Genomic DNA, 25,781 nt, shown 5'->3' with positions numbered 1-25,781 from the left:
CGGGCGACCCTCCAGCGTGGCCGCGCGCCGTGCGCGCCCCACACCAGGTAACGGTTTCCAAAGGCCTTTCGGCCTTTGGCGGGGTAGTATGGAGGGGCAGAGCCCCTCCATTTTCCGGCCGTCGACGCCATGAGCGACAACCGCTCCTCTCCCCGCATCCGCATGCCGCTGCTCGACCGGCTGCTCGATGCCGACCCGGACAGCCCGCGCGACCCGCCGCTGTCGCAATCCGTCGCGGTGGAGATGCTACGGTTCGCCGTCCGTCGCGACCTCGAGGCGCTGCTCAACGCGCGCCGGCGCCGCCTGCCGCCCTCCTCCAGCTTCCCTGAACTGTCGGTCTCTCCGATCGGCTATGGCGTGCCCGACCCGACCGCCGGTTCCTTCACCGAGGAGGAGCGCCGCTCCGCGCTGTCGCGCGAAATCCAGGCGACCATCATGCGCTTCGAGCCGCGCCTCACCGCGGTGAAGGTGCAGCTCCACAAGAATGAGGGCGAGTCGATCGACCGCGTCCTGCGCCTGCGCATCGAGGCCCTGCTGCGCACCGACCCGGTGCCGGAGCAGATCTTCTTCGAAACGGAGGTCCGCCCGACCACGCTCGACGTGGCGGTGAAGGAACGCTGACCGATGTCGGAATCGCTGCTTCCTTACTACAACCGCGAACTTCGGGCGATCCGCAAGCTGGCCGGCGATTTCGCCGATGCCTATCCGAAGGTCGCTGCCCGGCTACGCCTGACCGGGGAGGTCGCGGACGACCCCTATGTCGAGCGCCTGCTGGAAGGCGTCGCCTTCATCGGCGCACGGGTGCAGCAGCGGCTCGACGACGAGCTGCCGGAATTCAGCGAGACGCTGCTCGAGATGCTGGCGCCGCACCTGCTGGCGCCGGTGCCCTCCATGACGACGCTGAAGCTTGCCGCGCCGCCGGATTCGACAGGGCCGACCCGCGTCGGCCGGGGCCTGATGGTCGAGACGGAGCCGGTGCGCGGCGAGCCGGTGCGCTTCACCACCAGCCACGACGTCACGGTCTGGCCGCTGGCGGTGGAAGCCTTCCGCCTGTCGGGCCTGCCGATCACGGCGCCGGCCAACAACCGCGTGCAGGGCGCGATGGCGGTGCTCCGCATCACGCTGCGCACGACGACGCCGGAGCTCACCTTCGCGAAGCTCGGGCTCGACAAGCTGCGGCTGCATCTGCGCGGCACGGGGGCGCAGGCGGCGCTGCTGCACGAACTGCTCTGCACCTCGACGCTCGGCATCGCGATCGCCGACAGCCCGGTCGATCCCCGCCCCACGCTGCTCGACGCCGATGCGCTGTCGCCCGGCGGCTTCGGCGCGGATGAGGCGGCGCTGCCCTGGCCGAACCGCTCCTTCGCCGGCTACCGCATGCTGACGGAGTGGTTCGCGTTTCCGGAGAAGTTTCTCTACATCGACATCGACGGGCTTGACGCGCGGACCCTGCTGCAGGAATCCGACAAGCTCGATATCTTCGTCTACCTCTCGCGCGCCATGCCGGAGCTGGAGCGCACGGTCGGCGCGGACAATGTCGCGCTGGGCTGCACGCCCGCGATCAATCTGTTCCCGCAGCGCTGCGAGCCGGTGGCGCTGGACGGCACGCAATCCGAGATGATGGTGGTACCCGACGCCCGCCGGCCCGGTGCGCTCGAGATCTATGCGGTCGAGGCGGTACGCGAGAGCCGCGCCGATGGCCGTCGCCGCACGGTGCTGCCCTTCTATCGCCTCGGCCGCACCGAAGCGGACGAGGCCCATACCGCCGATCTGAACTACGTGACCTTCCGCCGCGGCGCGACGCCGCCCGTCACCGGCACCCAGACCTGGATCGAGTTGCGCGACACCGAGTTCGAACCGGCCCATGCCGCCGAGGGCGTGCTGACGGTCGAAGCGCTGTGCTGCAACCGCGACCTGCCGGCGCTGCTGCCCTATGGCGGCGGGCAGCCCCGGCTGCGCGTGGCGCAGGGCGGCGCGCCGGTCTCGGCAGTGGACTGCATCTCGCCCCCGACGCCGACGCTGCGGCCGCGGCTGAACGACCGCGGCGCGTGGCGGCTGATCTCCCACCTCGCCCTCAACCACCTGTCCGTCACGGGCGGGGAGGGGGGCGCCGCGGCGCTGCGCGAGATCCTGCGCCTGCACGACCTGCGCGACACGGCGGAGACGCGTGCCGCGCTTGCCGCCATCGTCGCCGTCGACACGCGGCCGGGCGTGGCGCGCCTGCCCGGCGGGCGCGCGGGGGCCTTCGCGCGGGGGCTCGATGTGACGCTCACCTTCGACCCGCAGGCGTGGCAGGCGGCTGGGCTCTATCCGCTGGCGCAGGTGCTGGAACGCTTCCTGGCGCTGCAGGTCTCGGTCAACGCCTTCTCCCGCACGCTGATCGCGCTGCGCGGCCGGCCGGGCATCGTCGCGCGCTTCGCGCCGCGCAGCGGCACCCGGACCCTGCTGTGATGCCGGCGGCGGGGTTCTTCGACCGCCAAGTGTTGAGGCATGCCTCAGGCGCGGGCGCACGCATGCGCGTGCCTGGCTTGCGCGCTGTGCAGCGTCGTTCCGGCTGCAACGGGTGGTCCGGGCGTGGCCCCGCTGTGCGCTCCCGGCCCCATGCGGGGCATCGGGCCAAAGGCTGGTTAGGGCCGTCGGCATGAGCGACACCGCCCGGCCCAGTCCCGACGCCGCGCCCGAGACGGCGGCCGAGACGATTGCTGACATCACCGAGCTGACCGTCGCGCAGCCCGAGGAGGCCGCAGCGGCCCGCCCGCCGCCCGAGCCCCCGCCGGCGCCGCTGCTTGCCCCGATGTCGCCCATCGAAAGGCTGAAGCGCGAACCCGCCCGCTTCGACATCGACCAGGCGACCGCCGTCACGCTGCGCGCCTCCGGCCTGCCCGCCGATGAGCCGGAGGCCCTGGTGCTCCGCAGCGCGGCGCGCCTCGCCATGCCGGCCGGCGCGGTGATCGCGGCGAAGCCGGAGGAGGGCGAACTCACCCTCGGCACCTTTGGCCTGATCGGCGCGGGCGGCGCGCTGCCGCGCCACCACACCGCGCAGGTGGCGGCCGAGCAACGCAAGCGCTCGCTCGCGCTGCATGCCTTCCTCGACATGCTCGGCGGGCGGACGACCGGCCTCTACAGCAAGGCGGGTGCGAAGTACCGGCCGACGCGGAACCCGGAACCGACGGCGCGGGTACTCTCCGCCGCGATCGGCATGGGCACGCCGGACCTTGAGGAACGGACCCGCATCCCGCAGGCGGCGCTGCTGTTCCACGCTGGCAACCTCGCCGCCCGGACCCGCAGCGCCGAGAGACTACGCGCGATGCTCGAGGCCGAGACGGGGCTGCGCGTCGAGGTCCAGGAATTCGCCGGCGGCTTCATCCGCCTGCCGGAGGAGGAGCGGACGCGTATGCCGAAAGGGCGCGGGGCGCCACAGCATTGCGCGCTCGGCGTATCGACCACCGCGGGGGCCCAGGTTTGGGACCCGCAGGCGCGGGTGATCATCCGCTTCGGGCCGCTCGACCGGGCGGACTTCGATTCGCTATTGCCCGGCACGCCGGCCTGGCTGCGCGTGACGCAGCTCGCGCGGCTGTTCGTCGGGCCGGACACCGCGTTTGCGGTGAACCTTGTGCTGCGCGCGCCGGATGTGCCGAGCGGCGCGCTGGGTTCGACCTCGAGGCTCGGCTGGACCTCCTGGATGGGGGCTTCCAAGCCGCGCAAAGGCGACGCCAGGGACGCCGTGTTCGAGCCGCGGGAGGTCGTGTGACGCCCGCTACCCGAGAATGCCCGTTATCATCGGAAACAGCGGATCGAGGCTTCTCCTCGATCCGGGAGCGCAAAGCGCGACCGCGCCCAGACTGCCAGCAGCCCCCGGCGCGCCAGTGCATGGCGCGAAGGCAAGGCCCGCGGATGCAGGCCACCCAACGTCTGAGGGCACGCAAAGACGCGGATCGAGGCTTTTCCTCGATCCGGGAGCGCACGGCGCGACCGCGCCGAGACCGTCAACAGCCGCCTGTGCAACAGTGCAGGGCGCGTAAGCCAAGCCGGCGAATGCCGGCGCCGGCGTTTGAGGCAAACAAAGACTCATGAACGACGCCAAGTCGCGCTACGGCGCTGCCGATGTCCGCTACGTGACGGCCTTCCAGCCCGAGGCCTCCCCGGCGCGGCTGCACTTCGCGCTCGCGCTGGCGGAGACGCATTGGGAGCCGGCGGACCGTGAGCGGCTCACCGTGCTCGACATCGGGTGCGGCCGCGGCGTCACGGCACGAATGCTCGCCGCGGCCAATCCGGGCTGGGACGTGGTCGGCATCGACCTCCAGCCCGTGCATATCGTGGAGGCGCGGGAGGCCGCCGCCGCCGCCGGCATCGACAATGTCCGGTTCCTCGAGATGGACCTGACGGAGTTCGACGAGGCGGGCTTCGCCGCGCAGCTGCCCGAAGCGGATGTCGTGATCCTGTGGGGTGTCTGGACCTGGGTTCCCGATGGCGCGCGGGACGGCATCGTCCGCCTGCTGAAAAGCCGCGTGAAAGCCGGCGGCGTCGTGCTGGTGGGCTACAATGCGCTGCCAGGCTTCAGCGATGCGGTGGTGATGCAGCGCCTGATCGAGGAAGGCGCCCGCCAGATGCCCGGCGAACCGCATGAGCGGGCGATGGCCGCGTTCGAGGCGGTCGAGGCCATGCGCGAAGCCGGCGCCTACAGCCTGCCGAACGAGCATGTGCTCGGGCACATGCTGAACAACGCGCGGCGGTCGCCGGCCTATCTGGTGCATGAATGGCTGACCACCTTCTGGCGGCCCGCCTTTCACGTGGATCTGGCCAAGGCGCTGGCGCCGGCGCGGCTTGAGTTCGGCGGCAGTGCCAACCCCTCGCGCAGCATGCCGTCCCTGCAGCTCACCCCCGCGCAGCGCGCGGTCGTCGAGAACGCACCGGCCGGCATCCATCGCGAGACGCTGCTCGACATGTTCCTCCAGCGGCGCTTCCGCGCCGACATCTTCGTGCGCGGGCGCCGGCCTGCCGGGCCGCGGGCGCTGGCGGACATCCCCGTCGCCCTCGGCATGGCGCCGGAGCTGATCGACACCTCGGTCACCACCGCCTCCGGCGAGGCGACGCTGAAGGATGAGCATGAGGCGGTCCTTGCCCAGGCCCTGGCGCATGGGCCGCGCACCATCGGCGAGCTGGCGTCGCTGCCGGGGCTCGGCGATCTCAGCCTGCTGGAGATTGCGGTGATGCTGGTCGAGAGCAGCGCCGCCCACCCGCTCTGGCGGCCGACCGTGCGCGACCCCGCGATCGCCGCGCGTGCGGCGCGCGCCAATGCCGCGCTGCTGGACAACCACACGAGGGAAGGCGGCAGCAGCGGCGCGTCGCTGGGCATCGTGGCCCCGGTTCTCGGCAGTGCCGTCGCCGCCTCGCCGTCCGACCTCGCCGTGATCGTGGAGTTGCAGAGAGGCGTGCCGCCGGAGCCGCGGACGCTGGCCGCCGCCGTCGTCGCGCCCGGCCTGCCGCCGGAAGTGATGGAGAATGCGACCGCCGCCATCGAACGCCTGCTCGCGATACGGCTGCCGGCCTGGCGTGGCCTAGGACTGGTGTGAACGGCTTCGGATGCGCCGTCTTTTCTGGCGTGCTATCCATGAAATCATCGAAGGAGGGCCGAGTATGACCCGTTCGCTGCTTCTTGCCGGCGCCGCCGCGCTGGCTTTCGTGACCGCCGCCCCCGCCGTCCAGGCGCAGAGCGACCCCGCGGCATTGTCCCTGATCGAGCGGCTGCGGCCGCAGGCCGGTGGGCAGACGCGCGGCATCCGCGTTCCCGGCGCGGTGGATTCGACGCCGGCGACGCCGTCGCCGGTGCAGCCCGCTCCGATCTACGGCCAGCAGCCGGCCCAGCCGCCGGCAGCGTCGGTCGCAGGCCCGGGCGCGCCGACTGTCGCCCCCACCACCGGCAGCTCGCGGCCGGCCCAGGCCGCAGCCCGCGCGCCGGTGCGCGAGACCACGTCGGAGGCGCCTTCGGCGTCGATCACGGTGACCTTCGCCTCGGGCTCCTGGACGGTGACGCCGGCCGCGGAGCGTGCGCTGGCGCCGCTCGGACGCGCGCTGTCCTCGCAGGACCTCGCCGGCTACCGCTTCCGCATCGAGGGGCATACCGACAATGTCGGCGATGCCGCGATGAACCAGGGGCTGTCGGAGCGCCGCGCGGCGGCGGTCCGGGAGTATCTGATCGCGCAGTTCGGCGTGTCGCCAGAGCGGCTCGTGGCGGTTGGCCTCGGCGAATCACAGCTCCTGGTGCCGACGCCGCCGCAGACCTCCAACGCGCGCAATCGGCGCGTGCAGGTCGTCAACATCGGCAGCTGACGGAGCTGCCGTGCCCGACCACGACGCGACGGTCCGCCTCGCGCGGCCCGGAACGGCGCCGGTGCAGCCACCATCCCGGCCGCCGGCGCCTGCAGGCAGGGGGCGGCCGGTCGCGCTGATCGCCGCCGCGGGTGCGCTGGTGGCCGTCACGGGTTCCGGGGCGGCGCTGTGGTTCCTGCGCGGCGCCGACCCGGCGGATCCACCACCGAAGCCCGAGGCCGCCGCGCTCGCGCCCCCGCCGCCCATCGTCCCGGCGGCGGCGCTGTACGTCGAACCGCCCGCCATTGCCGCGACCGAGGACACGATCCGCGAGCATCGTGCCGCCGTCCCGACCCTGTTCAGCCTGGCCAACAATCCCCGGGTCTTCGTGATCGACTTCCCGGACCTCGAGGCCCAGGGCGCGGCGATGAACCGCGTCGCGGCCCTGATCGAGAAGGCCGGCGCGCCGCGCGACCGCGTGCTGGACGATGCCGAACTCGCCGCCGCGATCGCCCGCAGCGGGGAGACGCCGGCGACCTACTACTACGGCCACAATTATCGCGGCCGCGACATCGACCGCTTCTTCGCCCTCGCGGCGCAGCAAGGCATTGCGCTGACGGCGGGTGAGACCTGGCTGCGCGACCAGCTTGCCCGTATCCGCACCACGGTGCCGGCGGGCGACGCGATCGCGATTCTCTCCGTGCCGGGCCTCGACGCGCGGATCGACCCACTGATGCGGCGCGCGATCCTGCACCACGAGATCGGCCACGGGCACTTCTTCACCAATACCGCCTTCGCCGACCATGTCGGGCGCGTGTGGCGAGAGGTCTTCACCGCGGACGAACGCGCCCATTTCCGCGCCTTCCTGCAGCGGGAGGGCTACGACCCCTCGCTGGAGGAGGTGATGATGAACGAGGCGATGGCCTATCTGATCTTCACCCCTGATACGCGCTTCTTCACCCCGGCCCATGCCGGGCTGGATGAGGCACGGGCGGATGAGTTGCGGGCCGCGCTGCGGGACGGCGTGCCGCGGTAGGGGCGGCGCCAAAGGCCGCAGGGGCGCTGCTGCTGACGCGAAGCACCCCGCGATCGGCCGCCATGGAGGTTGCTTCGCAACGCCACGGGCGGCCCGGTGCCGGGCAAGACAGACGTGCTGCGGCCCCTATCCGGCGGATTTCCTGCGCAAGGGCGGGTGCCGGCACTGACTGTGCCCGCGGCGCGCGGCACCAGGTGGAGGTTTGCAAAGGCCCTTCGGCCTTTGCTGGGGTGGCTTGGAGGGGCAAGGCCCCTCCAACGGCAACACCGACGTATCCCGGTCCCGGGAAGGCCTCACCCCGCCCGGATCAGCTTCACCCGCCTGCCGTCGACGCCCAGGGCGAGCCGCCCCGTCTTCAGCGCCAGCGCCGCATCGCCGAACACCTCGCGCCGCCAGCCCTGCAGCGCCGCCACGTCGGCGCCGTCGCCGCCGGCCAGCCGGTCGAGGTCGTCGCCGCTCGCGAGGAGCTTCGGGGCGACGTTGTGTTCCTCGCTCTTCGCCGCCAGCAGCACCTTCAGCAGCGCCACCAGGGCCGGTGACGCGGGCGGCCCGGCGCGCTCCTTGGGAGCCTCCGGCAGCGCCTCGTCCGGGGTCTCGCGACCGGCCTGCACGGCGGCGAGCAGCCCGGTGCCGGACTTCCCCTTGGCGAAGCCTTCCGAAATGCCGCGGGCGCGGGCGAGGTCGGCGGCCGTGCCCGGCGTGGTGGCGGCGATCTCGAGCAGTGTCTCGTCCTTCACCAGCCGTTGGCGGGGGATGTTGATGCGCTGGGCCTCGCGTTCGCGCCAAGCGGCGACCGCCTTCAGCACGCCTAGGAAGCGGCGGTTGCCGGTGCGCGGGCGCAGGCGTTCCCAGGCGGTCTCGGGGTCCTGCCGGTAGGTTGCCGGATCGGCGAGCGCGGCCATTTCCTCGGCCACCCAGGCGAGGCGGCCTTCCCGTTGCAGCTTGCCGTCCAGCGCCGTGTAGATCCGGCGCAGATGGGTGACGTCGGCGGCGGCATAGGCGAGTTGGGCGGCCGAGAGCGGCCGCGCCGACCAGTCGCTGAAGCGGTGGGCCTTGTCGATCTGCGCATTCGCGAGGGACCGGCACAGCGCGTCGTAGGAGACCTGGTCGCCATAGCCGGCGACCATGGCGGCGACCTGCGTATCGAACAGCGGCGTGGGCACGGCGCCGAACTTCAGCAGGAAGATCTCCACATCCTGCCGGGCGGCATGGAACACCTTCACCACTGCCGGGTCGGCCAGCAATTCGCCGAGCGGGGCAAGATCAAGTCCCGGGGCAAGGGCATCGACCAGCGCAACTTCCCCTTCGCCGGCGAGCTGCACGAGGCAAAGCTCAGGCCAATAGGTCCGTTCCCGCATGAATTCGGTATCGACCGTGACGAAACGTTCCTGTCGCAGCCGGGTGCAGAGGGCGGCCAGTTCCTCGGTGCCGGTGATCAGGGCGGGGGGCGCCTCGCCGGTGGTGGCGGGGGCGTGGGCAGGGCGTCTAGTCATCGGCGATGGGTTTAGACCCCGGGGCCGGCGAGGGAAAGGCGAGGCGGGTTCCAGGGGACTGGCCGCACCGCTCGGCCGGGCGCATGCTGCCGCCGCCATCGGGGAAGGATCATGGACATGCGGCAGCGCGCGCTCGGCCGGTCGGGGATCGAGGTTCCGGTCATCGTCTTCGGCGGCAACGTCTTCGGCTGGACGGCCGACCAGGCCATGTCCTTCCGGCTGCTGGATGCCTGCGTGGAGCGCGGCCTGGTCGCGATCGACACGGCGGATGTCTATTCCGCCTGGGCGCCCGGGCATTCCGGTGGCGAATCGGAAACGATCATCGGCGCCTGGCTTAAGGCGCGCCCCGGCGTGCGGGACAAGGTGCTGATCCTGACGAAATGCGGGATGGAGATGCCCGGCAAGGGCAAGGCCCTGTCCCCGGCCTGGATCGCGACGGCGGCCGAGGCCTCGCTGAAGCGGCTCGGGATCGAGCGGATCGATCTGTACCAGGCGCACCGGGACGATGAGGCGACGCCGCTCGCCGACACGCTCGGCGCCTTCCAGGCGCTGATCAAGGCGGGGAAGGTGCGGGCGATCGGGTCATCGAACTACAGCGCCGCGCGGCTGAAGGCGGCGCTGGACCTGTCCGTCGCCCAGGGCCTGCCGCGCTTCGAGAGCCACCAGCCGGTCTACAACCTGATGGATCGCGGGCTGGAAGCCGAACTGCTGCCGCTGTGCAAGGCGGAGGAGGTGGGGGTCATCACCTTCTCCTCCCTGGCCTCGGGGTTCCTGACAGGAAAGTACCGGACGGCGGCTGACCTCGGGAAAAGCGTCCGGGGGGAGCGGTCGGTGGCGAAGCACATGACCGACAAGGGCATGGCGGTGCTCGCGGCGGTGGATGCGGCGGCGGCGAAGCATGGGGTCAGCCCGGCGGCGATCGCGCTGGCCTGGCAGATCGCCCGGCCGGGGATCACGGCGCCGATCGCGAGCGCGACCAGCCCGGAGCAGCTCGCGGAACTGGTGAAGGCCGCGGATGTGACGCTCGGCGCCGAGGATATGGCGGCGCTGGACGCGGCGAGCGCGTGAGGGGGAGGGGCCCGGCCGCAGCCGGGCCTTCATCACTAAGCAGGCCGGCGGGCCGATACCGGTCGCCGCAAGGGGTGAACCTTGACACGGCGCGGCCGCTCGGTCCCTTTGCCGCCCTCCCTCGCATCCGAGCACGGTTCGACGATCATGCACGCCTACCGCACCCATACCTGCGCCGCGCTGCGCGCTTCCGATGCCGGCAAGACCGTGCGCCTGTCCGGCTGGGTGCATCGCAAGCGTGACCATGGCGGGCTTTTGTTCATCGACCTGCGCGATCGCTTCGGCCTGACGCAGTGCGTCTTCCCCGCGGGGTCGGTGGTGTTCGATGGGGCAGAGGCGGTGCGCCCCGAGAGCGTCATCACCGTGACGGGCGAGGTAGTGCTGCGGGAAGGCAGCACCATCAACGACAAGTTGCCGACCGGCCAGGTCGAGATCCGCGTCCATGAGATCGAGGTGCAGTCGAACGCCGAGGTGCTGCCGATCCAGGTCGCCGGCGACCAGGAATTCCCCGAGGATCTGCGCCTGCGCTACCGCTTCCTCGACCTGCGGCGGGAGAAGCAGAAGAACAACATCCTGCTCCGCGCCGGCGTGATCGCGTCCATTCGACGCCGCATGATCGAGCAGGGCTTCACCGAGTTCCAGACGCCGATCCTGACGGCGTCCTCGCCCGAAGGGGCGCGCGACTTCCTCGTGCCGTCGCGCAACCATCCCGGCAAGTTCTACGCGCTGCCGCAGGCGCCGCAGCAGTTCAAGCAGCTCGCCATGGTCGCGGGCTTCGACCGCTACTTCCAGATCGCGCCCTGCTTCCGTGACGAGGCGTCCCGCGCCGACCGCTCGCCGGGCGAGTTCTACCAGCTCGACTTCGAGATGAGCTTCGTCACGCAGGAAGACGTCTTCGCCGCCATCGAGCCGGTGATCGCCGGGGTGTTCGAGGAGTTCGCGGGCAGCCGGAAGGTGTATGGCGCGCCGTTCCCGCGCATCGCCTACGACACGGCCATGCTGGAATACGGCTCGGACAAGCCGGACCTGCGCAACCCCATCAGGATCACCGACGTCACGGAACACTTCGCGGGGTCCGGCTTCGGGCTGTTCGCGAAGATCGCGGCCGCCGGCGGCATCGTGCGCGCCGTGCCGGCGCCGGGCGCGGCCGACAAGCCGCGCGGCTTCTTTGACAAGCTGAACGAATGGGCGCGTGCGGAAGGAGCGGGTGGCCTCGGCTACATCCAGTTCGCCGCGGATGGCGCGAAGGGCCCGATCGCCAAGAACCTGGAAGCCGACCGCGTCGAGGCGATCCGCCGCGCCTGCAAGCTCAACGACGGCGACGCGGTGTTCTTCGCCGCGGGCAAGAAGGACGAGGCGCCGAAGTTCAGCGGCAAGGTCCGCACCCGCCTCGGCGAGGAGCTCGGCCTGATCGCGAAGGACGAGTTCCGCTTCTGCTGGATCGTCGATTTCCCGATGTATGAGCTGAACGAGGACACCAAGCAGATCGACTTCAGCCACAACCCCTTCAGCATGCCGCAGGGCGGGCTGGAGGCGCTGAACACGATGGACCCGCTGGAGATCAAGGCATTCCAGTACGACATCGTCTGCAACGGCGTGGAACTCTCCTCGGGCGCCATCCGCAACCATCGCCCGGACATCATGATCCGCGCCTTCGAGATCGCGGGCTACACCGCCCAGGATGTCGAGGACCGTTTCGGTGGCATGCTGAACGCCTTCCGCTACGGCGCGCCGCCGCATGGAGGCTCGGCGCCCGGCATCGACCGTATCGTGATGCTGCTGGCGGATGAGCCGAACATCCGCGAAGTCATCCTCTTCCCGCTGAACCAGCAGGGCGAGGACCTGATGATGCAGGCGCCGGCCCCGGTGCCGGCGGCGCGGCTGAAGGAACTTCACATCAAGCTTGATCTTCCGCCGGCAAAGGGTGCACCGGGCAGCAAGACTGCCTAAATTGGCCGAACCACCCCGGAGCAGGAGCCCGCGATGCGGCTGACGATCACTACCGCCCTCGTTCTCGGCACGCTGTTCGGGATGCCGCAGGCCGGGGCGCAGACCGCGGCGCCTGCTCCCGCCGCGCCGGCCACGCCTGCTGCCCCCGCGGCGGCAGCTGTGCCGATGGGCCAGCCGATCGAGGCGCGGCATCTGCTGGCGCATCGCGCCGCCTACCGGCTGTCGCTCGCGCCGTCCCGCGACGGGAACCTGACCAGCGCGCGCGGCGGCATGATCTATGAGCTGGTCGATGCCTGCGATGGCTGGGCGACGCGCCAGCGCTTCACCCTGACCCTGACCGACCGGGAAGGGACGGAGATCGAGACCGCCTCCGACTACTCCACGGTCGAATCGAAGGATGGCCGCCACCTTCGCTTCACCCTGACGCAGATGACCCAGGGCGCGGTCACGCAGCGCATCGCCGGCGAAGCCGAGCTGAACCCAGACGGTTCCGGCGTGGTCCGCTACAGCGAGCCGGAGGTGAAGGAGGAACGCCTGCCCGCCGGCACGATGCTGCCAAACCGGCACACCATCATCGCGCTGAACGCGGCGCGGAGCGGCCAGCGCCTGGTGGTCGGACCGCTGTTCGACGGCACCTCCGACGACGGGTCGCAGGATACGACGACGGTGCTGTCCGCTTGGGATGCGGCGCGCGAGAACGCCGAGTTCCCGCTGCTCTCGCCGCTCGGCTCGGTGCGCATGCGAATCGCCTTCTTCGACCGTGAGGCGCAGCAGCAGGGCGGCGGCGCGACGACGCCGTCCTATGAGGTCTCCCTCCGCTACTGGGAGAACGGCGTGGCCGACCAGCTGCTGATGGACTTCCGCGAATTCGCGGTGGACGGCCGGATGGTGAAGCTCGAGCCCGTGCCCGGCGGTTGCTGAGCCCGGTGGCGGCCGGAGGCAGTGCCTATGCGTGGCTTGGCCTCGCCATCGTCGCTGAGGTGATCGCAACCTCGACGTTGAAGGCGTCCGAGGGCTTCACACGGCTGTGGCCCAGCGTGATCACGGTGATCGGCTACGGCATCGCCTTCTACGCGCTGTCGCTGACCCTGCGGACAATGCCGACGGGCATTGCCTATGCGATCTGGTCGGGCGTCGGGATCGTGCTGATCTCGGCGGTCGGCTGGGTGTGGTTCCGCCAGACGCTGGATGCGCCGGCACTGATCGGGCTGGGGCTGATCATCGCCGGGGTGCTGGTGGTGAACCTGTTTTCGAAGACGGTGGCGCACTGAGGTTGGAGGGGCTTTGCCCCTCCAAGCCACCCCAGCAAAGGCCGAAAGGCCTTTGCAAACCTCAACCTGGTACCGGGCGCCGCTGGCAGACTCGGCGCCGTAATCCGCCCCTGCGCCCGAGGCGCGCGCGCCAAGCCCGGCACCAATAGATTGCGGTCCAGGATGCCCAGCATCCTGGCGGGGTGGTTCGGAGGGGCAGGGCCCCTCCGACCTTCATCCAGTTCACCCCCGCCTGAGGTTCCACACGAACGGGTTCGGCCCCTGCAACACCCCGGTCAGGTCGGACCGGAAGGCCGTCCGCAGCCGGAACAGGCCGGTCGGCGCAAATGGCACGGCGTCCCAGGCGAGTTCCTGAAGCCGCCGCATCGCCACCGACTGCGCCTCGGCCGTCGGGGCGTCGACCCAGGCCTGCACCTGTTCCTCCACCGCCGCATCCTCCGGCCAGCCGGGCCAGGCGGCCGGGCCGTTCATGCGGATGGCGAAGGAGACGGCGGGGTTCGCGATGGTCGCCGCCGGCCCGTTGGTGTTGTGCAGGTTCCACCCGCCCTGTGCCGGCGGGTTGCGGTTGTTGCGGCGGCCGAGGATCGACGCCCAGTCCGATTCGACCGGCTGGATGTTCAGCCCGAGGCGGCGCATCAACTCGACCGTCAACCGGCCCTGCTGCGTCACCGCGTTGAAGTCGGACGGGTTGATGTGGACGATCGGCTCACCGTTGTAGCCGGCGGCGCGGATCGCCTCCCGCGCGCGGGCCATGGCGGCGTCGCCACGGGGCGCGGGGGGGAATTCCACCACGTCGGGCAGGCCGCAGGGGAACATGGCGTGGCATTCCTGCCAGTCCCCTTCCAGCGCGACGGCCGACATGAAGTCCGATTGCACGATCACGTCGCGGATCGCGCGCCGCACCCGCACGTCGTTGAAGGGCGGGTGCAGGTGGTTGAAGCGCAGGAAGCCGAGGAAGCCGTTCGGGTCGTAGATCTGCGTCTTCGTGTGCCGATCGCGTTCCAGCACCGGGACCAGGTCGGGCAGGGGGTACTCGATCCAGTCGATCTCCCCGGTGCGCAGCGCGGCCGCGGCCGTGCCGCCATCGGGGATCCAGATCAGTTCCAGGCGGTCGAAATGCACGACCTTGCCGCCGGTCGCGGCCTCGGCGGGCTCGCTGCGGGGCCGGTAGTCGGCGTTGCGGACGTAGGTGCTGCGCGCGCCCTGCACGTAGTCGGCGGCGACGAAGCGCCAGGGGCCGGACCCGATCATGTGCTCGACGCCGAGGGGGCGGTCCGCCGGCAGGCTGGCGATGCGCTCCGGCATCATGAAGCAGGGGGAGGAGCCGGGCTTCGCTAGCGCGTCGAACAGGGCGGGGAAGGGGCGTTTCAGGCGGAAGGCGATGGTGCGGTCGTCGGCGGCGGCGAGTTCCTCCGTCGCGCGCAGCAGCAGCCCGCCGAAGCCGTCGCGGCTGCCCCAGCGATTGATGGAGGCGACGCAATCCGCGGCGCGTACCGGTTCGCCGTCATGCCAGCGCAGCCCGTCGCGCAGGCGGATGCGCACGGTGCGGTCGCCATCCTCGACGACATGGCCCTCCGCCATCTGCGGCCGCGCGGTGAGCGACCGGTCGGCGCCGTAGAGCGTGTCGAACACGCAATAGGCATGGGTGGTGATGATGGTGCTCGGGTTGAACACCGGGTCCAACGAGGCGAGGGCGGCCTGCGGCATGAAGCGCAGGAGGCGACCGCGCGCATCCTGCGCGACGGCGGCGCGCGCGAGGGGCGTGGCCAGGGCGGCGGCAAGCACGGCGCGGCGATGCATAACCTTCGTACCTCCATGCCGGCATGGAGAACGACGCCCGCGGCGCGACCGCGCGCACGGCCCCCTTCACGGGCTAAACGCGCGGACGAACGGGTGGCACCGTTCCCTTCGCCGGTCCGAACCGGATCAGGTTCCATGGGTCGCGGGTGAAGCCCGCCTCTCAGCCCCCGGACGGGGCTCCCCAAGGTGTCCGTCATCAAATTGATCGCATTCGGCGCCGGCGGCAAGGGCATGGCTGGCGCCGCGGCCTCTCCCCCGGCATGCTGCGGGCGGCGCCGCAGCGCGCCCAATCACGCCCGTCCCGGCCTGCGCAGACCTCTGGAGATCTGTACATGAGCGCCGGCCTCGCCCCTGACCCCGACATGCTCGACCTGCGCCCGGTGGGTGCGACCTTCGGCGCCGAGCTGAGCGGCTTCCGCCTCGACGGCGACCTCCCCGACGCGGAGATCGGGGCCTTCCGCGCGGCGCTGCACCAGCATCGCTTCCTGCTGCTGCGCAACGTTCCGAACGATCCGGCGGCATTGGTTGCCTTCAGCCGGCGCCTGGGCGCGCTGGAAATGCATTCGGCCTCGGCCCATACGCATCCCGACCATCCGGAGATCTTTCTCGTCGGCAACTACGCGGACGACCGGATGCGGGCGAATTTCGCGACCGGCGTCGAGCAATGGCACGCCGACAGCAGCTTCCGCGACCGGCCGAGCCTCTGTTCGCTGTTCTACGGCGTGATCTGCCCGCCCGAGGGTGGCGAGACCTGGCTGCTCGATGCCGTCGCAGCCTATGCCGAGCTGCCCGCGGCGCTGCGGGCGCGCATCGCCTGGCTGAACGGCGTGCACGATCTCGACACGCTGTCCGAGTGGAACCGCCGCCACACGCCGGGCCGGCCGAGGCTGTCGGAGGAGGCGCGGCGGCGCTTCCCGCCCGTGTCCCAGCCGCTGGTGCGGCGCCACCCCGTCACCGGGCGACCGTCGCTGTTCATCTGCCCGTCGGTGATCAGCCATGTCGAGGGCCTGCCGCCGGCTACAGGCCACGCCCTGATTGCCGAGGTGATGGAGCACGCGACCCGCGACCGCTACGTCTATCGCCATCGCTGGCAGGCGGGCGATCTGGTCGTGTGGGACAATTTGGCCACGCTGCACACGGCCAGCCTGTTCGATCCTGCGCGGCACCAGCGGCTGATGTTCCGCACGACCGTGGCGGGCTGACCCGCCGCACACCAGACGCCCGAAACCGCATGATCCACGGCGGCGGATCATGCTGTAGGCTCCCGCCCGACCAGGGAGAGAGACAATGGACGCCACGACGCTGCCGCCCGTGATCCGTCTGCACGCCGATGACGGGGTGGTCATCGCGCGAACCGTCCTGCAACCGGGCACGCAGGTCGCCCCGGGCGTGACCGTGGGCGGGCGGCGCATCCCCGCCGGGCACAAGGTCGCGATCCGGCCGATCGGGAAGGGCGAACCGATCCGCCGCTACGGCCAGATCATCGGCTTCGCGACGGATGCCATCGAACCCGGCGCCTGGGTCCACACCCACAACTGCGAGATGGGCGACTTCTCGCGTGACTATGCCTGGGGCGTCGATGCGAAGCCGACCGCCTATGTTGACACCCCTGCGACCTTCATGGGCATCCGCCGCGCCGATGGGCGCGTCGCGACGCGGAACTACATCGGCATCGTCACCAGCGTGAACTGCTCGGCGCACGTCGCGGAGCTGATCGCGCGGCAGTTCGAGCGCAACCCGATCACCGGCCACGACCCGCTGACCGACTGGCCGCAGGTCGATGGCGTGGTCGCCCTGACGCACAAGACCGGCTGCGGCATGACGATGGACGAGCCGCTGCGCGTGCTGCGGCGAACGCTCGCGGGCTTCGCGCGACATGCGAACTTCTCCCACGTCATCGCGATCGGGCTGGGCTGCGAGGTGAACCAGCTCGGCCCGATGCTGGAGGAGCAGAAGCTGACCGGGCGGCTGCGCAGCATGGACATCCAGGACAGCGGCGGATCGCGCGCGACCGTGCTGAAAGGGATGGACTTCGTGAAGGAGGTCCTGGTCGAGGCCGACAAGGCGCGGCGAGAGCCGGTGCCGGCCTCCGAACTGTGCGTCGCGCTGCAATGCGGAGGGTCGGACGGCTATTCCGGCATCACCGCGAACCCGGCGCTCGGCGCGGCGTCCGATCTGGTCGTGCGGCATGGCGGCACGGTGATCCTGTCGGAATCGCCCGAGACCTACGGCGCGGAACACCTGCTGACGCGCCGGGCCGTGTCGCGGGAGGTCGGGCAGAAGCTGGTCGACGTGATGACGTGGTGGGAGGGGTACACCGCGCGCGAAGGGGCCGAGATGAACGCCAACCCATCCCCAGGGAACAAGGCCGGTGGGCTGACGACGATCCTCGAGAAGTCGCTCGGCGCCATGGCGAAGGCGGGCACGACGAATCTGGTCGACGTGTATCGCTATGCCGAGCCGGTCACCGCCAAGGGCTTCGTCTTCATGGACACGCCGGGCTACGACCCGGTGGGGGCGACGGGGCAGGTGGCGGGCGGTGCCAACCTCGTCTGCTTCACGACAGGGCGCGGGTCGGTGTTCGGGATGAAGCCGGCGCCGTCGATCAAGCTGGCGACCAACACGGCGATGTATGAACGGCTGTCGGAGGATATGGACATCAACTGCGGCACCATCGTCGCCGGCGAGGAAGGCGTCGCTGCTTGCGGCGAACGCATCTTCGAATTGATGCTGCGCACGGCGTCGGGCGAACCCACCAAAAGCGAGGCGATGGGATTCGGGGCGCAGGAATTCGCGCCATGGGTGCTGGGCGCGACGATGTGAGTGCGGTGTTGCACGTGATCGCCTGGCTGTTCGCCGCCGCGTCGGGCGTCTTTGCCCTGGCGGCGCTCGTCGCGGCGTATCAAGCCGTCCGCATCGGCGGCGCGCGCCTGCTGTTCAACGGTTGGGACTGGTTCTTCGTGTCGAGCCGCGTGCCGGAGGCGGCGCGCCCGCATATGCGCGCGACGTTGAAGCGGTGGTGCTATGCGATCGGCTGCCTGATGCTGGCGGCCATCGCCGGTGCCCTGTCAGCGTGAGCGCCGCCGACCTCGTCGCCGCGGCGCAGCGCCTCGACGCGGCCGGGATGATGCCGTCGAAATCGGGCAATCTCTCCATCGGTGACGGCACCGGCTTCGTTATCACCCCGGCCGGGCTGCCCTATGCGGGGATGACCGCGGCCGATCCGGTGCACCTTGGTCTGGACGGCACGCCTGCGGCCGGCGCGCAGCGGCAGCCATCCTCCGAATGGCGCCTTCATGCGGCGATCTACGCCGCGCGGCCCGAATTCGGCGCCGTGGTTCACACGCACAGCCCGCGCGCGACGGCGCTGGCCTGCGCAGGGCGGGGGATTCCGGCCTTTCACTACATGGTGCTGCTCGCCGGTGGGCCGATCCGCTGCGCGGCGCATGCGACCTTCGGTACGAAGGCGCTCGCGCGGAACTGCGTGACGGCGCTGAAGGGCCGGCGCGCGGTGCTGCTCGCCAATCACGGCGTCGTCGCGTGCGCCGCCACGCTGGAGGCGGCGGTGATATTGGCGCTGGAGGTGGAGAATCTCGCGGGACAGTACCTGGACCTGCTGGCAGCGGGGCTGAGGCCCGTGCTGCTGAAGCAGCGCGACCTGGCAGAGGCCGCGGCGCAGTTCGCGGCGTATGGCCGGTGAGCGGAGGTCCGGTTCCGGGCCTACGCCGCCGCCATCCGCCGCCACCGACCCAGCATCAGTAGTGCCACGATCCCGGTGCCGATGAACAACCCGAGCCACACACCGACCGGTCCCCAGCCGGCGAGATGGGCCAGCGCCAGCCCGCTCGGCAGTCCGATCCCCCAGTAGCCGAGCGCCGCGAGCAGCATGGGCACCCTGGTATCCTTCCGCCCGCGCAGGGCGCCCGCGGCGACCACCTGGATGCCGTCGCCGAGCTGGAACAGCCCGGCCACGACCAGGAGCGTTGCCGCCAGTGCCGTCGCCTCGACGGCGCGGGGCAGGGTCGGGTCCAGGAACAGCCCGGCGATGCCCGGCGCCGCCACGATCAGCAGCACTGCCATCGTGGCCATGAACGCGGCGCCGAGCCCGATCCCCACCCAGCCGGCGCGGCGTGCGCCCGGCAGGTCCCCGGCTCCGGTAGCCAGCCCGACGCGCGCCGTCACCGCCTGGCCGACGCCCAACGGCACCATGAAGGTGGCGGAGGCGGTTTGGATCGCGATGGCGTGTGCCGCCGCAGCCACGGCGCCGAACCAGCCCATGGCGAAGGCGGCGGCGCTGAATACCCCGATCTCGAGCAGCATGGACCCGGCGATCGGCAGCCCGACCAGCGCCACCTCCTTCAGCGGTGCGAGCCGCGGCAGCCAGACCCTGCCCAGCAGCCGGAAGCGGCGGAACACACGGTCGCGATGGATGACCAGCAGCAGCGCGGCGAGCATCGCGGCGTCCACGATCGCGACGGCGAGCCCCGCCCCCTGCACGCCGAACCCGGCGGGAAAGATCAGCGCCCAGGCGACCGGCAGGTTCAGCGCGACGGCCGCGAGCGAGACCCACATCGCCGCCGCCGGCCGCTCCATCGCCGCGAGGAAGCCGCGCAGCACGACGAAGGCGCAGAAGCTCGGCATGGCGAACATCGCCCCGCGGGCGTAGTCCTGCGCCAGCAGTGCAAGCGTCGGGTCCTGCCCCAGGGCTCGCAGCACGGGCGCGGCATTCCACATCACCGGCCAGGTCGCGAGGATGGCGAGCGCCGAGGCCCACAGCGCCGCGCGCGTGCCCTTCCGCATGTCGCGCACCCACCCACGCCCCGCACCGCCCGGCAGCCGCGAGGCACCGCGGCACTGCGCCTGTAGCGGCGCGGCGGCGAGTGCCAGCCCGAAGCCCGGGGCCAGCAGCGCGAAGAACAGGCTCGACCCCAGCACGCCGGCCGCCAGCGCCTCGGTGCCCAGCCGCCCCAGCAGCATCGATTCGGTCAGCACCAGCGCCATCTGCGACAGGTTGGTGAGCACGATAGGGCCGGCGAGCGCGAGCGTCGCGCGGGCCTCCACGGCCGGGCCCGGCCGCGCCGTGGTGGTTGTTCCGGCATCCATCGCAGCGGTGTACAGCGGCGATGGGGGCGGCGCGACCCGGCGCCGCCGGACGGTCAGGTGCGCGGCGGCGGCCCGCGCGCTATCCTGCGCCCAACGACCGCAACGAGGCCGACATGCATCGACGTGCTTTGCTCGCCACCCCGATGATCGCGCCGCTGCTGGCGAGTGCCGCCGCCCAAGCGCAGACCGCGGCGATCGTCACCGAGGAATACATGGTCCCGGCCGGCGATGCCGGCATCGAGATCTTCCTGCGCAACAAGCGGCCGGAGACGATGACGACCTATGCGCCCGGCAGGACGCTGCTGATCGTGCACGGGGCGACCTATCCCGCGCATACCGCCTTCGACATCCCGCTCGGCGGGCTGTCCTGGATGGACTACATCGCCGGCCGCGGCTTCGACGTGTGGTGCATGGACATCCGCGGCTATGGTCGCAGCACGCGACCGCCGGAGATGTCACAGCCGCCCGAGGCGAACGCGCCGATCGTGCGCGGGGACGTCGCGGTTTCGGACATCGGCACGGCGGCGGCCTTCATCCGCAGCCACCGTTCCGTGCCGCGCATCATCCATATGGGCTGGTCCTGGGGCAGCACGCTGATGGGCCGCTTCGCGGCGGACAATTCGGGTCTGGTGGAACGCCTGGTGCTGTTCGCCCCGCCCTGGCTGCGGGAGGGCGCGAGCCCGGCTGCCGCCGGCGCCGGCGATTCGCTCGGTGCCTACCGCCAGGTGACGCAGGCGCAGGCGCGTCAGCGCTGGCTGAACGGCGTGCCGGAGGACAAGCGCGCCGGCCTGATCCCGCCCGGCTGGTTCGAGCATTGGGCCGGCGTCACCTGGGCGACCGACCCCGAGGGCATGCGCCGCAACCCGCAGGTGCTGCGCGCGCCGAACGGCGTGCTGCTCGACAGCCGGGAGTACAATCAGGCCGGCCGACCCTATTGGGACCCGGCCAAGGTGACAGCGCCGACGCTGCTGGTGGTGGGCGAATGGGACCGGGACACGCCGCCCGCGATGGCGACGGCTATCTTCCCGCTGCTGGTGAACAGCCCGGGCAAGCGGCTGGTGATGCTCGGTGAGGGCACTCACACCATGCTGATGGAACGCAACCGCGGTGCACTGTTCCAGACGGTGCAGGGCTTCCTGGAGGAAGCGGCGGCGTGAAGGCCTTCATTGCCGCGTAAGGCTTGCGGGCGCAGGGTGCCACGGTCGCCGATCCGGCGGCCTTCCACGGGACAACCCGCATGACCACTCGTCGCGCCCTGTTCGGCCTTGGTGCCGTCGCCGCTGCCACCGCCTTCGCCTTCGGCATCGCCGGTGCGGCGCATGCGCAGACCACGGATCCGTCGTTCCGGCTGAACAACCGGTCGAACGAGACGATCATGGAGCTCTATGTCTCCTCCTCCCAGGACAGCAACTGGGGGCAGGATCTGCTCGGCACCAACGTGCTGGCGGCGGGGCAGTCCTTCGTGGTGCGCCTGCCGAATGGCCAGTGCCAGAATGACATCCGCATCGTCGTCGACGGCGGGCGGGCGGTGGAACGGCGCAACATCAACACCTGCGAGCTGACGGACATCAACTTCCCCTGATGGGCGGCGGACCCGGCACGATGCACCGCTTCGTGCCCACGGCTCCCGTGGGCCGCGATTGACAGCTTCGGCGGCCGCGACCCACGCTCTCCTCCAAGGCAGCGGAGGAGAGCGTCATGGCGGAACACGACCAGACCAAGCGGCCGTTCAAGCTGCGGAGCCAGCGCTGGTTCGACGACCCGGCCGATCCGGGCATGACGTCTCTCTACATCGAGCGGCAGCTCAATTTCGGCATGACGCGGGATGAGCTGCAGTCGGGCCGCCCGATCATCGGCATCGCGCAGAGCGGTTCCGATATCGCCCCCTGCAACCGCCACCACATCGCGCTGGCGGATCGCGTCAAGGCGGGCATTCGCGACGCGGGCGGCGTGCCGCTGGAATTCCCGATCCATCCCATCCAGGAAACCCTGAAGCGGCCGACCGCGGCGCTCGATCGCAACCTGCAATACCTCTCGTTGGTCGAGGTGCTGCACGGCTACCCGATCGACGGCGTGGTGCTGACGACAGGCTGCGACAAGACGACGCCGGCGCAGCTGATGGGTGCCGCGACGGTCAACATCCCGGCCATCGCGCTGTCGGGCGGGCCGATGCTGGATGGGTACTGGCAGGGGCGCCTCGCCGGCTCCGGCACCATCGTGTGGGAAGCGCGCAAGAAGCTCGCCGCCGGCGAGATCGACAACGACACCTTCATCGAGATGGTGGCGGCGAGTGCGACGAGCGTCGGGCATTGCTCGACCATGGGCACGGCGCTGTCGATGAATTCGCTGGCCGAAGCGGTCGGCATGTCCATCACGGGCTGCGCCGCCATCCCGGGGCCGTACCGCCAGCGCGCGCAGATGGCCTATGAGACCGGCAAGCGCATCGTGCGGATGGTCGAGGAAAATCTCCGCCCGTCCGACATCATGACGAAGAAGGCGTTCGAGAACGCTGTCGCCGTCGCCTCCGCCATCGGCGCGTCCTCCAACTGCCCGATCCATATGGTCGCGATCGCCCGGCACATGGGTGTGGAGCATACGGTCGAGGATTGGCAGCGTGTCGGCGCGGACATCCCGCTGCTGGTCGATTGTCAGCCGGCCGGCCGCTTCCTGGGCGAGGCTTTCTACCGCGCCGGTGGCATCCCGGTGGTGATGAAGCAGCTTCTTGATGCGGGGCTGATCCATGGCGACGTGATGACGGTGACGGGCAAGACCGTCGCGGAGAATCTCGCCGATGTGGCGCCGCCGGACCCCGAGGTGATCCGCCCGCTGTCGAAGCCGATGAAGGAACGCGCCGGATTCGTCGTTCTCTCCGGCAACCTGTTCGACAATGCGGTGATGAAGATCAGCGTCATCGACAAGGCGTTCCGCGAGCGCTTCCTGTCGAACCCGCCCGACGTCTTCGAAGGCAAGGTCGCCGTCTTCGAGGGGCCGGAGGACTACCATGCCCGCATCGAGGATCCCGCCCTCGGCATCGACGAGAAGACGGTCCTGGTGATCCGCAATTGCGGCCCGGTCGGCTATCCGGGTGCCGCGGAGGTGGTGAACATGCAGCCGCCCGCGACGTTGATCAAACGCGGCATCACCGCGCTGCCGACGATGGGCGACGGACGGCAGTCCGGGACGTCGGGGTCGCCGTCGATCCTGAACGTCTCGCCGGAAGCGGCGGTCGGTGGCGGGCTGGCGCTGCTGAAGAATGGGGATCCGATCCGCATCGACCTCAATACCCGCAAGGTGGATGTGCTGATCCCGGCGGAAGAACTCGCCGCGCGGCGCGCCGCCTGGAAGCAGCCCGACCTGCCGAACAAGACGCCGTGGGAGGAGATCTACCGCAATTCGGTCGGCAGCCTCGGTACCGGCGGCTGCCTGGAGCCGGCGACGCTGTACCTCAACATCCTCGAGACGCGGGGCGAGAGCCGGCACAACCACTGACGCGCCAGCGATTTGTTGACGCCTGCGGCCGCCGACACCCACTCTCGGCGGCGAATCGGGGGAGGATGGGGATGCCCGGCAGGCTGGCAGGCAAGCGCGCGCTGGTGACGGCGGCGGGTCAGGGCATTGGGCGCGCCGCCGCCCTCGCCATGGCGGCGGAGGGTGCGACCGTCATCGCGACCGACCGCGACGCGCGCAAGGTGGGCGACCTGGCGGTGCGTGGCATCCTCCACCAGCCGCTCGACGTGCTGGACGATGCGGCCGTCGAGCGCGCGGCGAAGCAAGCCGGGCAGATCGACGTGCTGTTCAACTGCGCGGGCTTCGTCCACCAGAACACCATCCTGACCTGCACCGACGATGACTGGGACGTCGCCTTCGCGCTGAATGTGCGGGCCATGTGGAAGATGGCGCGCGCCGTGCTGCCCGGCATGATCGAGCGCGGCGGCGGCGTGATCGTGAACATGGCGTCCGCCTGTTCCTCGGTGAAGGGCGCCCCGAACCGCTTCCTCTACGGCACCACCAAGGCGGCGGTGATCGGGCTGACCAAGTCGATCGCGACGGAGTATGTGGCGCAGGGCATCCGCTGCAATTGCCTGTGTCCCGGCACGGTCGACACGCCATCCCTGCATGATCGTATCGCGGCCAATGCAACGGCGGCCGGTTCGGTCGAAGCGGCCCATGCCGCCTTCGTCGCGCGGCAGGCGATGGGGCGGCTCGCCACGGCCGAGGAGATCGCCGGCCTCGTCGTCTATCTCGCCGCCCCGGAAAGCACCTTCGTCACCGGCCAGGCCATCGTCATCGACGGCGGCTGGACGCTGTAGGGCAGCCCTGCGGCCGCCGCCCTTCCGGCAGGCCCGCCGCCCTGGCATGCTGGGCCATCAACGAACGAGTATCAGGAACACGCCGATGAAGCTCCTGCGCTATGGACCGCCGGGTCAGGAAAAGCCGGGCCTGCTCGATGCCGAGGGCGGCATCCGCGACCTGTCGGGCGTCGTCGCCGATCTGGCCGGGGAGGCGCTGTCGCCGGCCGGGCTCGCGAAGCTCGCCGCGCTCGACCCCGCGACGCTGCCGACGGTATCGGGAAATCCCCGCCTCGGCCCGCCGGTGACGGGCATGAGGAACCTGGTCTGCATCGGCCTGAACTACGCCGACCACGCCGCCGAGACCGGCTCGCCGATCCCGAAGGAGCCGATCGTCTTCCTGAAGTCCCTGAACGCGTTGCAGGGCCCGAATGACGACGTCGTGATCCCGCGCGGCAGCGTGAAGACCGACTGGGAAGTCGAGCTCGCCATCATCATCGGCACGCGCGCGAAATACGTGTCCGAGGAGAATGCGCTGGACCACGTCGCCGGCTACGCCGTCGGCAACGACGTTTCGGAACGCGAATGGCAGGCCGAGCGCGGCGGCACATGGGACAAGGGCAAGGGCTTCGACACCTTCGGCCCACTCGGCCCGTGGCTCGTGACCAAGGACGAGGTGCCCGACCCGCAGAACCTCGCCATGTTCTGTGACGTGGACGGCGTCCGCCAGCAGGACGGCTCCACCCGCACCATGATCTTCGGCGTGAAGCAGCTCATCGCCTATGTCAGCCAGTGCATCACGCTGAACCCGGGTGACGTGATCTTCACCGGCACGCCGCCCGGCGTTGGCCTGGGGAAGAAGCCGGCGCCGGTCTTCCTCAAGGCGGGCCAGGTGATGACGCTCGGCATCGCCGGGCTCGGTGAGCAGAAGCAGAACGTCGTGGCGTCGTCGTGATGCGCGTTGCCGCAGTCGCCCTGGCGTTGCTGCTGCCGGGCGTGGCCTTCGCGCAGCAGCAGCGCAGCCAGGCGGCGCCTCGCCCCGACGACCTGGCGCAGCAGGTCGAGCGCAACATCCGCAGTTGCGTCGGCAATGCGCAGGATATGGCACTGGTGGCCCGCTGCATGGACAGCCAGCGCACCGTTGTCGGCCCGCGGCTGGAAACGGCGGTGGAACGCCTGCTCGGGACCCAGACGAACCCCGAACGCCGGGAGAGGCTGGCGGCGGTGCAGGCGGCATGGGTGACCTACCGTGACATGCGGTGCGACTTCGCCGGCAGCAACCCGGATCGCGGCACGGAATCCGCGGCGGACCGGGCGGCCTGCCTGCTGCAGTTCGACCTGAGCCGGACGATGGAAATCGAGCAGCTGCTCGCGCCGCCGTCGCCGCCGGCCGCTCAGCAGCGGCAGCAGCAGCGGCGGTGATGGTGTGTCGGAGAGGGGCTCGGCCCCTCTCCGAACCTCA

Annotated in this window: 23 protein-coding genes and 1 riboswitch; of the genes, 20 read left to right on the top strand and 3 right to left on the bottom strand. The window is 70.7% G+C overall.

Going from position 1 to position 25,781, the window contains the following annotated elements; all coding sequences use genetic code 11:
- Positions 1 to 129: 129 nt before the first annotated feature.
- The 6 genes from tssE to GXW78_RS11575 all read left to right on the top strand — a co-directional run bounded on the left by tssE (position 130) and on the right by GXW78_RS11575 (position 7,345).
- On the top strand, positions 130 to 621 hold the full coding sequence (tssE, locus tag GXW78_RS11600) for a type VI secretion system baseplate subunit TssE (RefSeq protein WP_211868907.1): 492 nt from the start codon (positions 130 to 132) through the stop codon (positions 619 to 621).
- Positions 622 to 624: 3 nt separating this feature from the next.
- Entirely contained in the window at positions 625 to 2,451 is a 1,827-nt protein-coding gene (gene tssF / locus GXW78_RS11595) for a type VI secretion system baseplate subunit TssF (RefSeq protein ID WP_211868905.1), read from the top strand.
- Positions 2,452 to 2,641: 190 nt separating this feature from the next.
- The gene (gene tssG / locus GXW78_RS11590; RefSeq protein ID WP_211868903.1) at positions 2,642 to 3,751 is read left to right on the top strand and encodes a type VI secretion system baseplate subunit TssG; all 1,110 of its coding nucleotides are present in this window, start codon (positions 2,642 to 2,644) and stop codon (positions 3,749 to 3,751) included.
- A gap of 319 nt (positions 3,752 to 4,070) precedes the next feature.
- Entirely contained in the window at positions 4,071 to 5,573 is a 1,503-nt protein-coding gene (locus GXW78_RS11585; RefSeq protein ID WP_211868901.1) for a class I SAM-dependent methyltransferase, read from the top strand.
- 64 nt (positions 5,574 to 5,637) lie between these two features.
- The gene (locus tag GXW78_RS11580; RefSeq protein ID WP_211868899.1) at positions 5,638 to 6,330 is read left to right on the top strand and encodes an OmpA family protein; all 693 of its coding nucleotides are present in this window, start codon (positions 5,638 to 5,640) and stop codon (positions 6,328 to 6,330) included.
- A gap of 10 nt (positions 6,331 to 6,340) precedes the next feature.
- On the top strand, positions 6,341 to 7,345 hold the full coding sequence (locus GXW78_RS11575) for a hypothetical protein (RefSeq protein ID WP_211868897.1): 1,005 nt from the start codon (positions 6,341 to 6,343) through the stop codon (positions 7,343 to 7,345).
- A gap of 293 nt (positions 7,346 to 7,638) precedes the next feature.
- On the opposite strand, the gene rnd is transcribed toward GXW78_RS11575, so the two are convergent.
- A complete protein-coding gene (rnd, locus tag GXW78_RS11570) occupies positions 7,639 to 8,838 on the bottom strand; it encodes a ribonuclease D (RefSeq protein ID WP_211868895.1) in 1,200 nt (399 codons plus the stop codon).
- Between the two features lie 117 nt (positions 8,839 to 8,955).
- On the opposite strand from rnd, the gene GXW78_RS11565 reads away from it, so the two are divergent.
- The 4 genes from GXW78_RS11565 to GXW78_RS11550 all read left to right on the top strand — a co-directional run bounded on the left by GXW78_RS11565 (position 8,956) and on the right by GXW78_RS11550 (position 13,127).
- Positions 8,956 to 9,906: an aldo/keto reductase gene (locus tag GXW78_RS11565; RefSeq protein ID WP_211868893.1), complete on the top strand. Its 951-nt coding sequence runs from the start codon at positions 8,956 to 8,958 to the stop codon at positions 9,904 to 9,906.
- 147 nt (positions 9,907 to 10,053) lie between these two features.
- Entirely contained in the window at positions 10,054 to 11,856 is a 1,803-nt protein-coding gene (aspS, locus tag GXW78_RS11560) for an aspartate--tRNA ligase (protein ID WP_211868891.1), read from the top strand.
- A gap of 33 nt (positions 11,857 to 11,889) precedes the next feature.
- On the top strand, positions 11,890 to 12,777 hold the full coding sequence (locus tag GXW78_RS11555) for an EipB family protein (RefSeq protein WP_246522071.1): 888 nt from the start codon (positions 11,890 to 11,892) through the stop codon (positions 12,775 to 12,777).
- 5 nt (positions 12,778 to 12,782) lie between these two features.
- Positions 12,783 to 13,127: an SMR family transporter gene (locus GXW78_RS11550; RefSeq protein WP_211868889.1), complete on the top strand. Its 345-nt coding sequence runs from the start codon at positions 12,783 to 12,785 to the stop codon at positions 13,125 to 13,127.
- 222 nt (positions 13,128 to 13,349) lie between these two features.
- Here GXW78_RS11550 and GXW78_RS11545 read toward each other — a convergent pair whose 3' ends face one another.
- Positions 13,350 to 14,927, bottom strand: coding sequence for an ABC transporter substrate-binding protein (locus tag GXW78_RS11545; protein WP_211868887.1), 1,578 nt, complete (start codon positions 14,925 to 14,927; stop codon positions 13,350 to 13,352).
- Between the two features lie 85 nt (positions 14,928 to 15,012).
- Positions 15,013 to 15,121, bottom strand: a riboswitch (TPP riboswitch).
- Between the two features lie 138 nt (positions 15,122 to 15,259).
- Between GXW78_RS11545 and GXW78_RS11540 the strand changes: the two genes are divergently transcribed.
- The 4 genes from GXW78_RS11540 (at position 15,260) to GXW78_RS11525 (ending at position 18,627) form a co-directional block, all read left to right on the top strand.
- A complete protein-coding gene (locus GXW78_RS11540) occupies positions 15,260 to 16,129 on the top strand; it encodes a TauD/TfdA dioxygenase family protein (protein ID WP_211868884.1) in 870 nt (289 codons plus the stop codon).
- An 85-nt stretch (positions 16,130 to 16,214) separates the two neighbouring features.
- Positions 16,215 to 17,750, top strand: coding sequence for a UxaA family hydrolase (locus GXW78_RS11535; RefSeq protein WP_211868882.1), 1,536 nt, complete (start codon positions 16,215 to 16,217; stop codon positions 17,748 to 17,750).
- A complete protein-coding gene (locus tag GXW78_RS11530) occupies positions 17,726 to 18,004 on the top strand; it encodes a hypothetical protein (protein ID WP_211868880.1) in 279 nt (92 codons plus the stop codon). The genes GXW78_RS11535 and GXW78_RS11530 overlap by 25 nt, the downstream gene beginning before the upstream one ends.
- Complete coding sequence (locus GXW78_RS11525; protein ID WP_338147732.1) at positions 18,001 to 18,627, top strand: class II aldolase/adducin family protein; 627 nt, start codon at positions 18,001 to 18,003, stop codon at positions 18,625 to 18,627. The genes GXW78_RS11530 and GXW78_RS11525 overlap by 4 nt, the downstream gene beginning before the upstream one ends.
- A 20-nt stretch (positions 18,628 to 18,647) precedes the next feature.
- On the opposite strand, the gene GXW78_RS11520 is transcribed toward GXW78_RS11525, so the two are convergent.
- Complete coding sequence (locus GXW78_RS11520; protein ID WP_211868878.1) at positions 18,648 to 20,030, bottom strand: MATE family efflux transporter; 1,383 nt, start codon at positions 20,028 to 20,030, stop codon at positions 18,648 to 18,650.
- 113 nt (positions 20,031 to 20,143) lie between these two features.
- Here GXW78_RS11520 and GXW78_RS11515 point away from each other — a divergent pair, with 113 nt between their 5' ends.
- From GXW78_RS11515 to GXW78_RS11490, 6 genes are all read left to right on the top strand, one after another.
- On the top strand, positions 20,144 to 21,187 hold the full coding sequence (locus GXW78_RS11515; protein ID WP_211868876.1) for an alpha/beta hydrolase: 1,044 nt from the start codon (positions 20,144 to 20,146) through the stop codon (positions 21,185 to 21,187).
- A gap of 80 nt (positions 21,188 to 21,267) precedes the next feature.
- Positions 21,268 to 21,612, top strand: coding sequence for a hypothetical protein (locus GXW78_RS11510; RefSeq protein ID WP_211868874.1), 345 nt, complete (start codon positions 21,268 to 21,270; stop codon positions 21,610 to 21,612).
- A 116-nt stretch (positions 21,613 to 21,728) separates the two neighbouring features.
- Positions 21,729 to 23,519: an IlvD/Edd family dehydratase gene (locus GXW78_RS11505; RefSeq protein ID WP_211868872.1), complete on the top strand. Its 1,791-nt coding sequence runs from the start codon at positions 21,729 to 21,731 to the stop codon at positions 23,517 to 23,519.
- Positions 23,520 to 23,590: 71 nt separating this feature from the next.
- Positions 23,591 to 24,340 (top strand): SDR family oxidoreductase, encoded by a 750-nt coding sequence (locus GXW78_RS11500; RefSeq protein WP_211868870.1) that lies wholly within the window; start codon positions 23,591 to 23,593, stop codon positions 24,338 to 24,340.
- Between the two features lie 85 nt (positions 24,341 to 24,425).
- Entirely contained in the window at positions 24,426 to 25,274 is an 849-nt protein-coding gene (locus GXW78_RS11495) for a fumarylacetoacetate hydrolase family protein (protein WP_211868868.1), read from the top strand.
- Positions 25,274 to 25,741, top strand: a complete 468-nt coding sequence (locus GXW78_RS11490) for a lysozyme inhibitor LprI family protein (protein WP_246522081.1) — start codon at positions 25,274 to 25,276, stop codon at positions 25,739 to 25,741. Before GXW78_RS11495 ends, GXW78_RS11490 begins: the two co-directional genes overlap by 1 nt.
- The last annotated feature ends 40 nt before the right edge of the window (positions 25,742 to 25,781 follow it).

It is taken from the genome of Neoroseomonas terrae (assembly GCF_018129025.1).
GTDB classification, from domain to species: Bacteria; Pseudomonadota; Alphaproteobacteria; order Acetobacterales; family Acetobacteraceae; genus Neoroseomonas; species Neoroseomonas terrae.
This window is presented reverse-complemented; position numbering and strand designations above follow the sequence as displayed.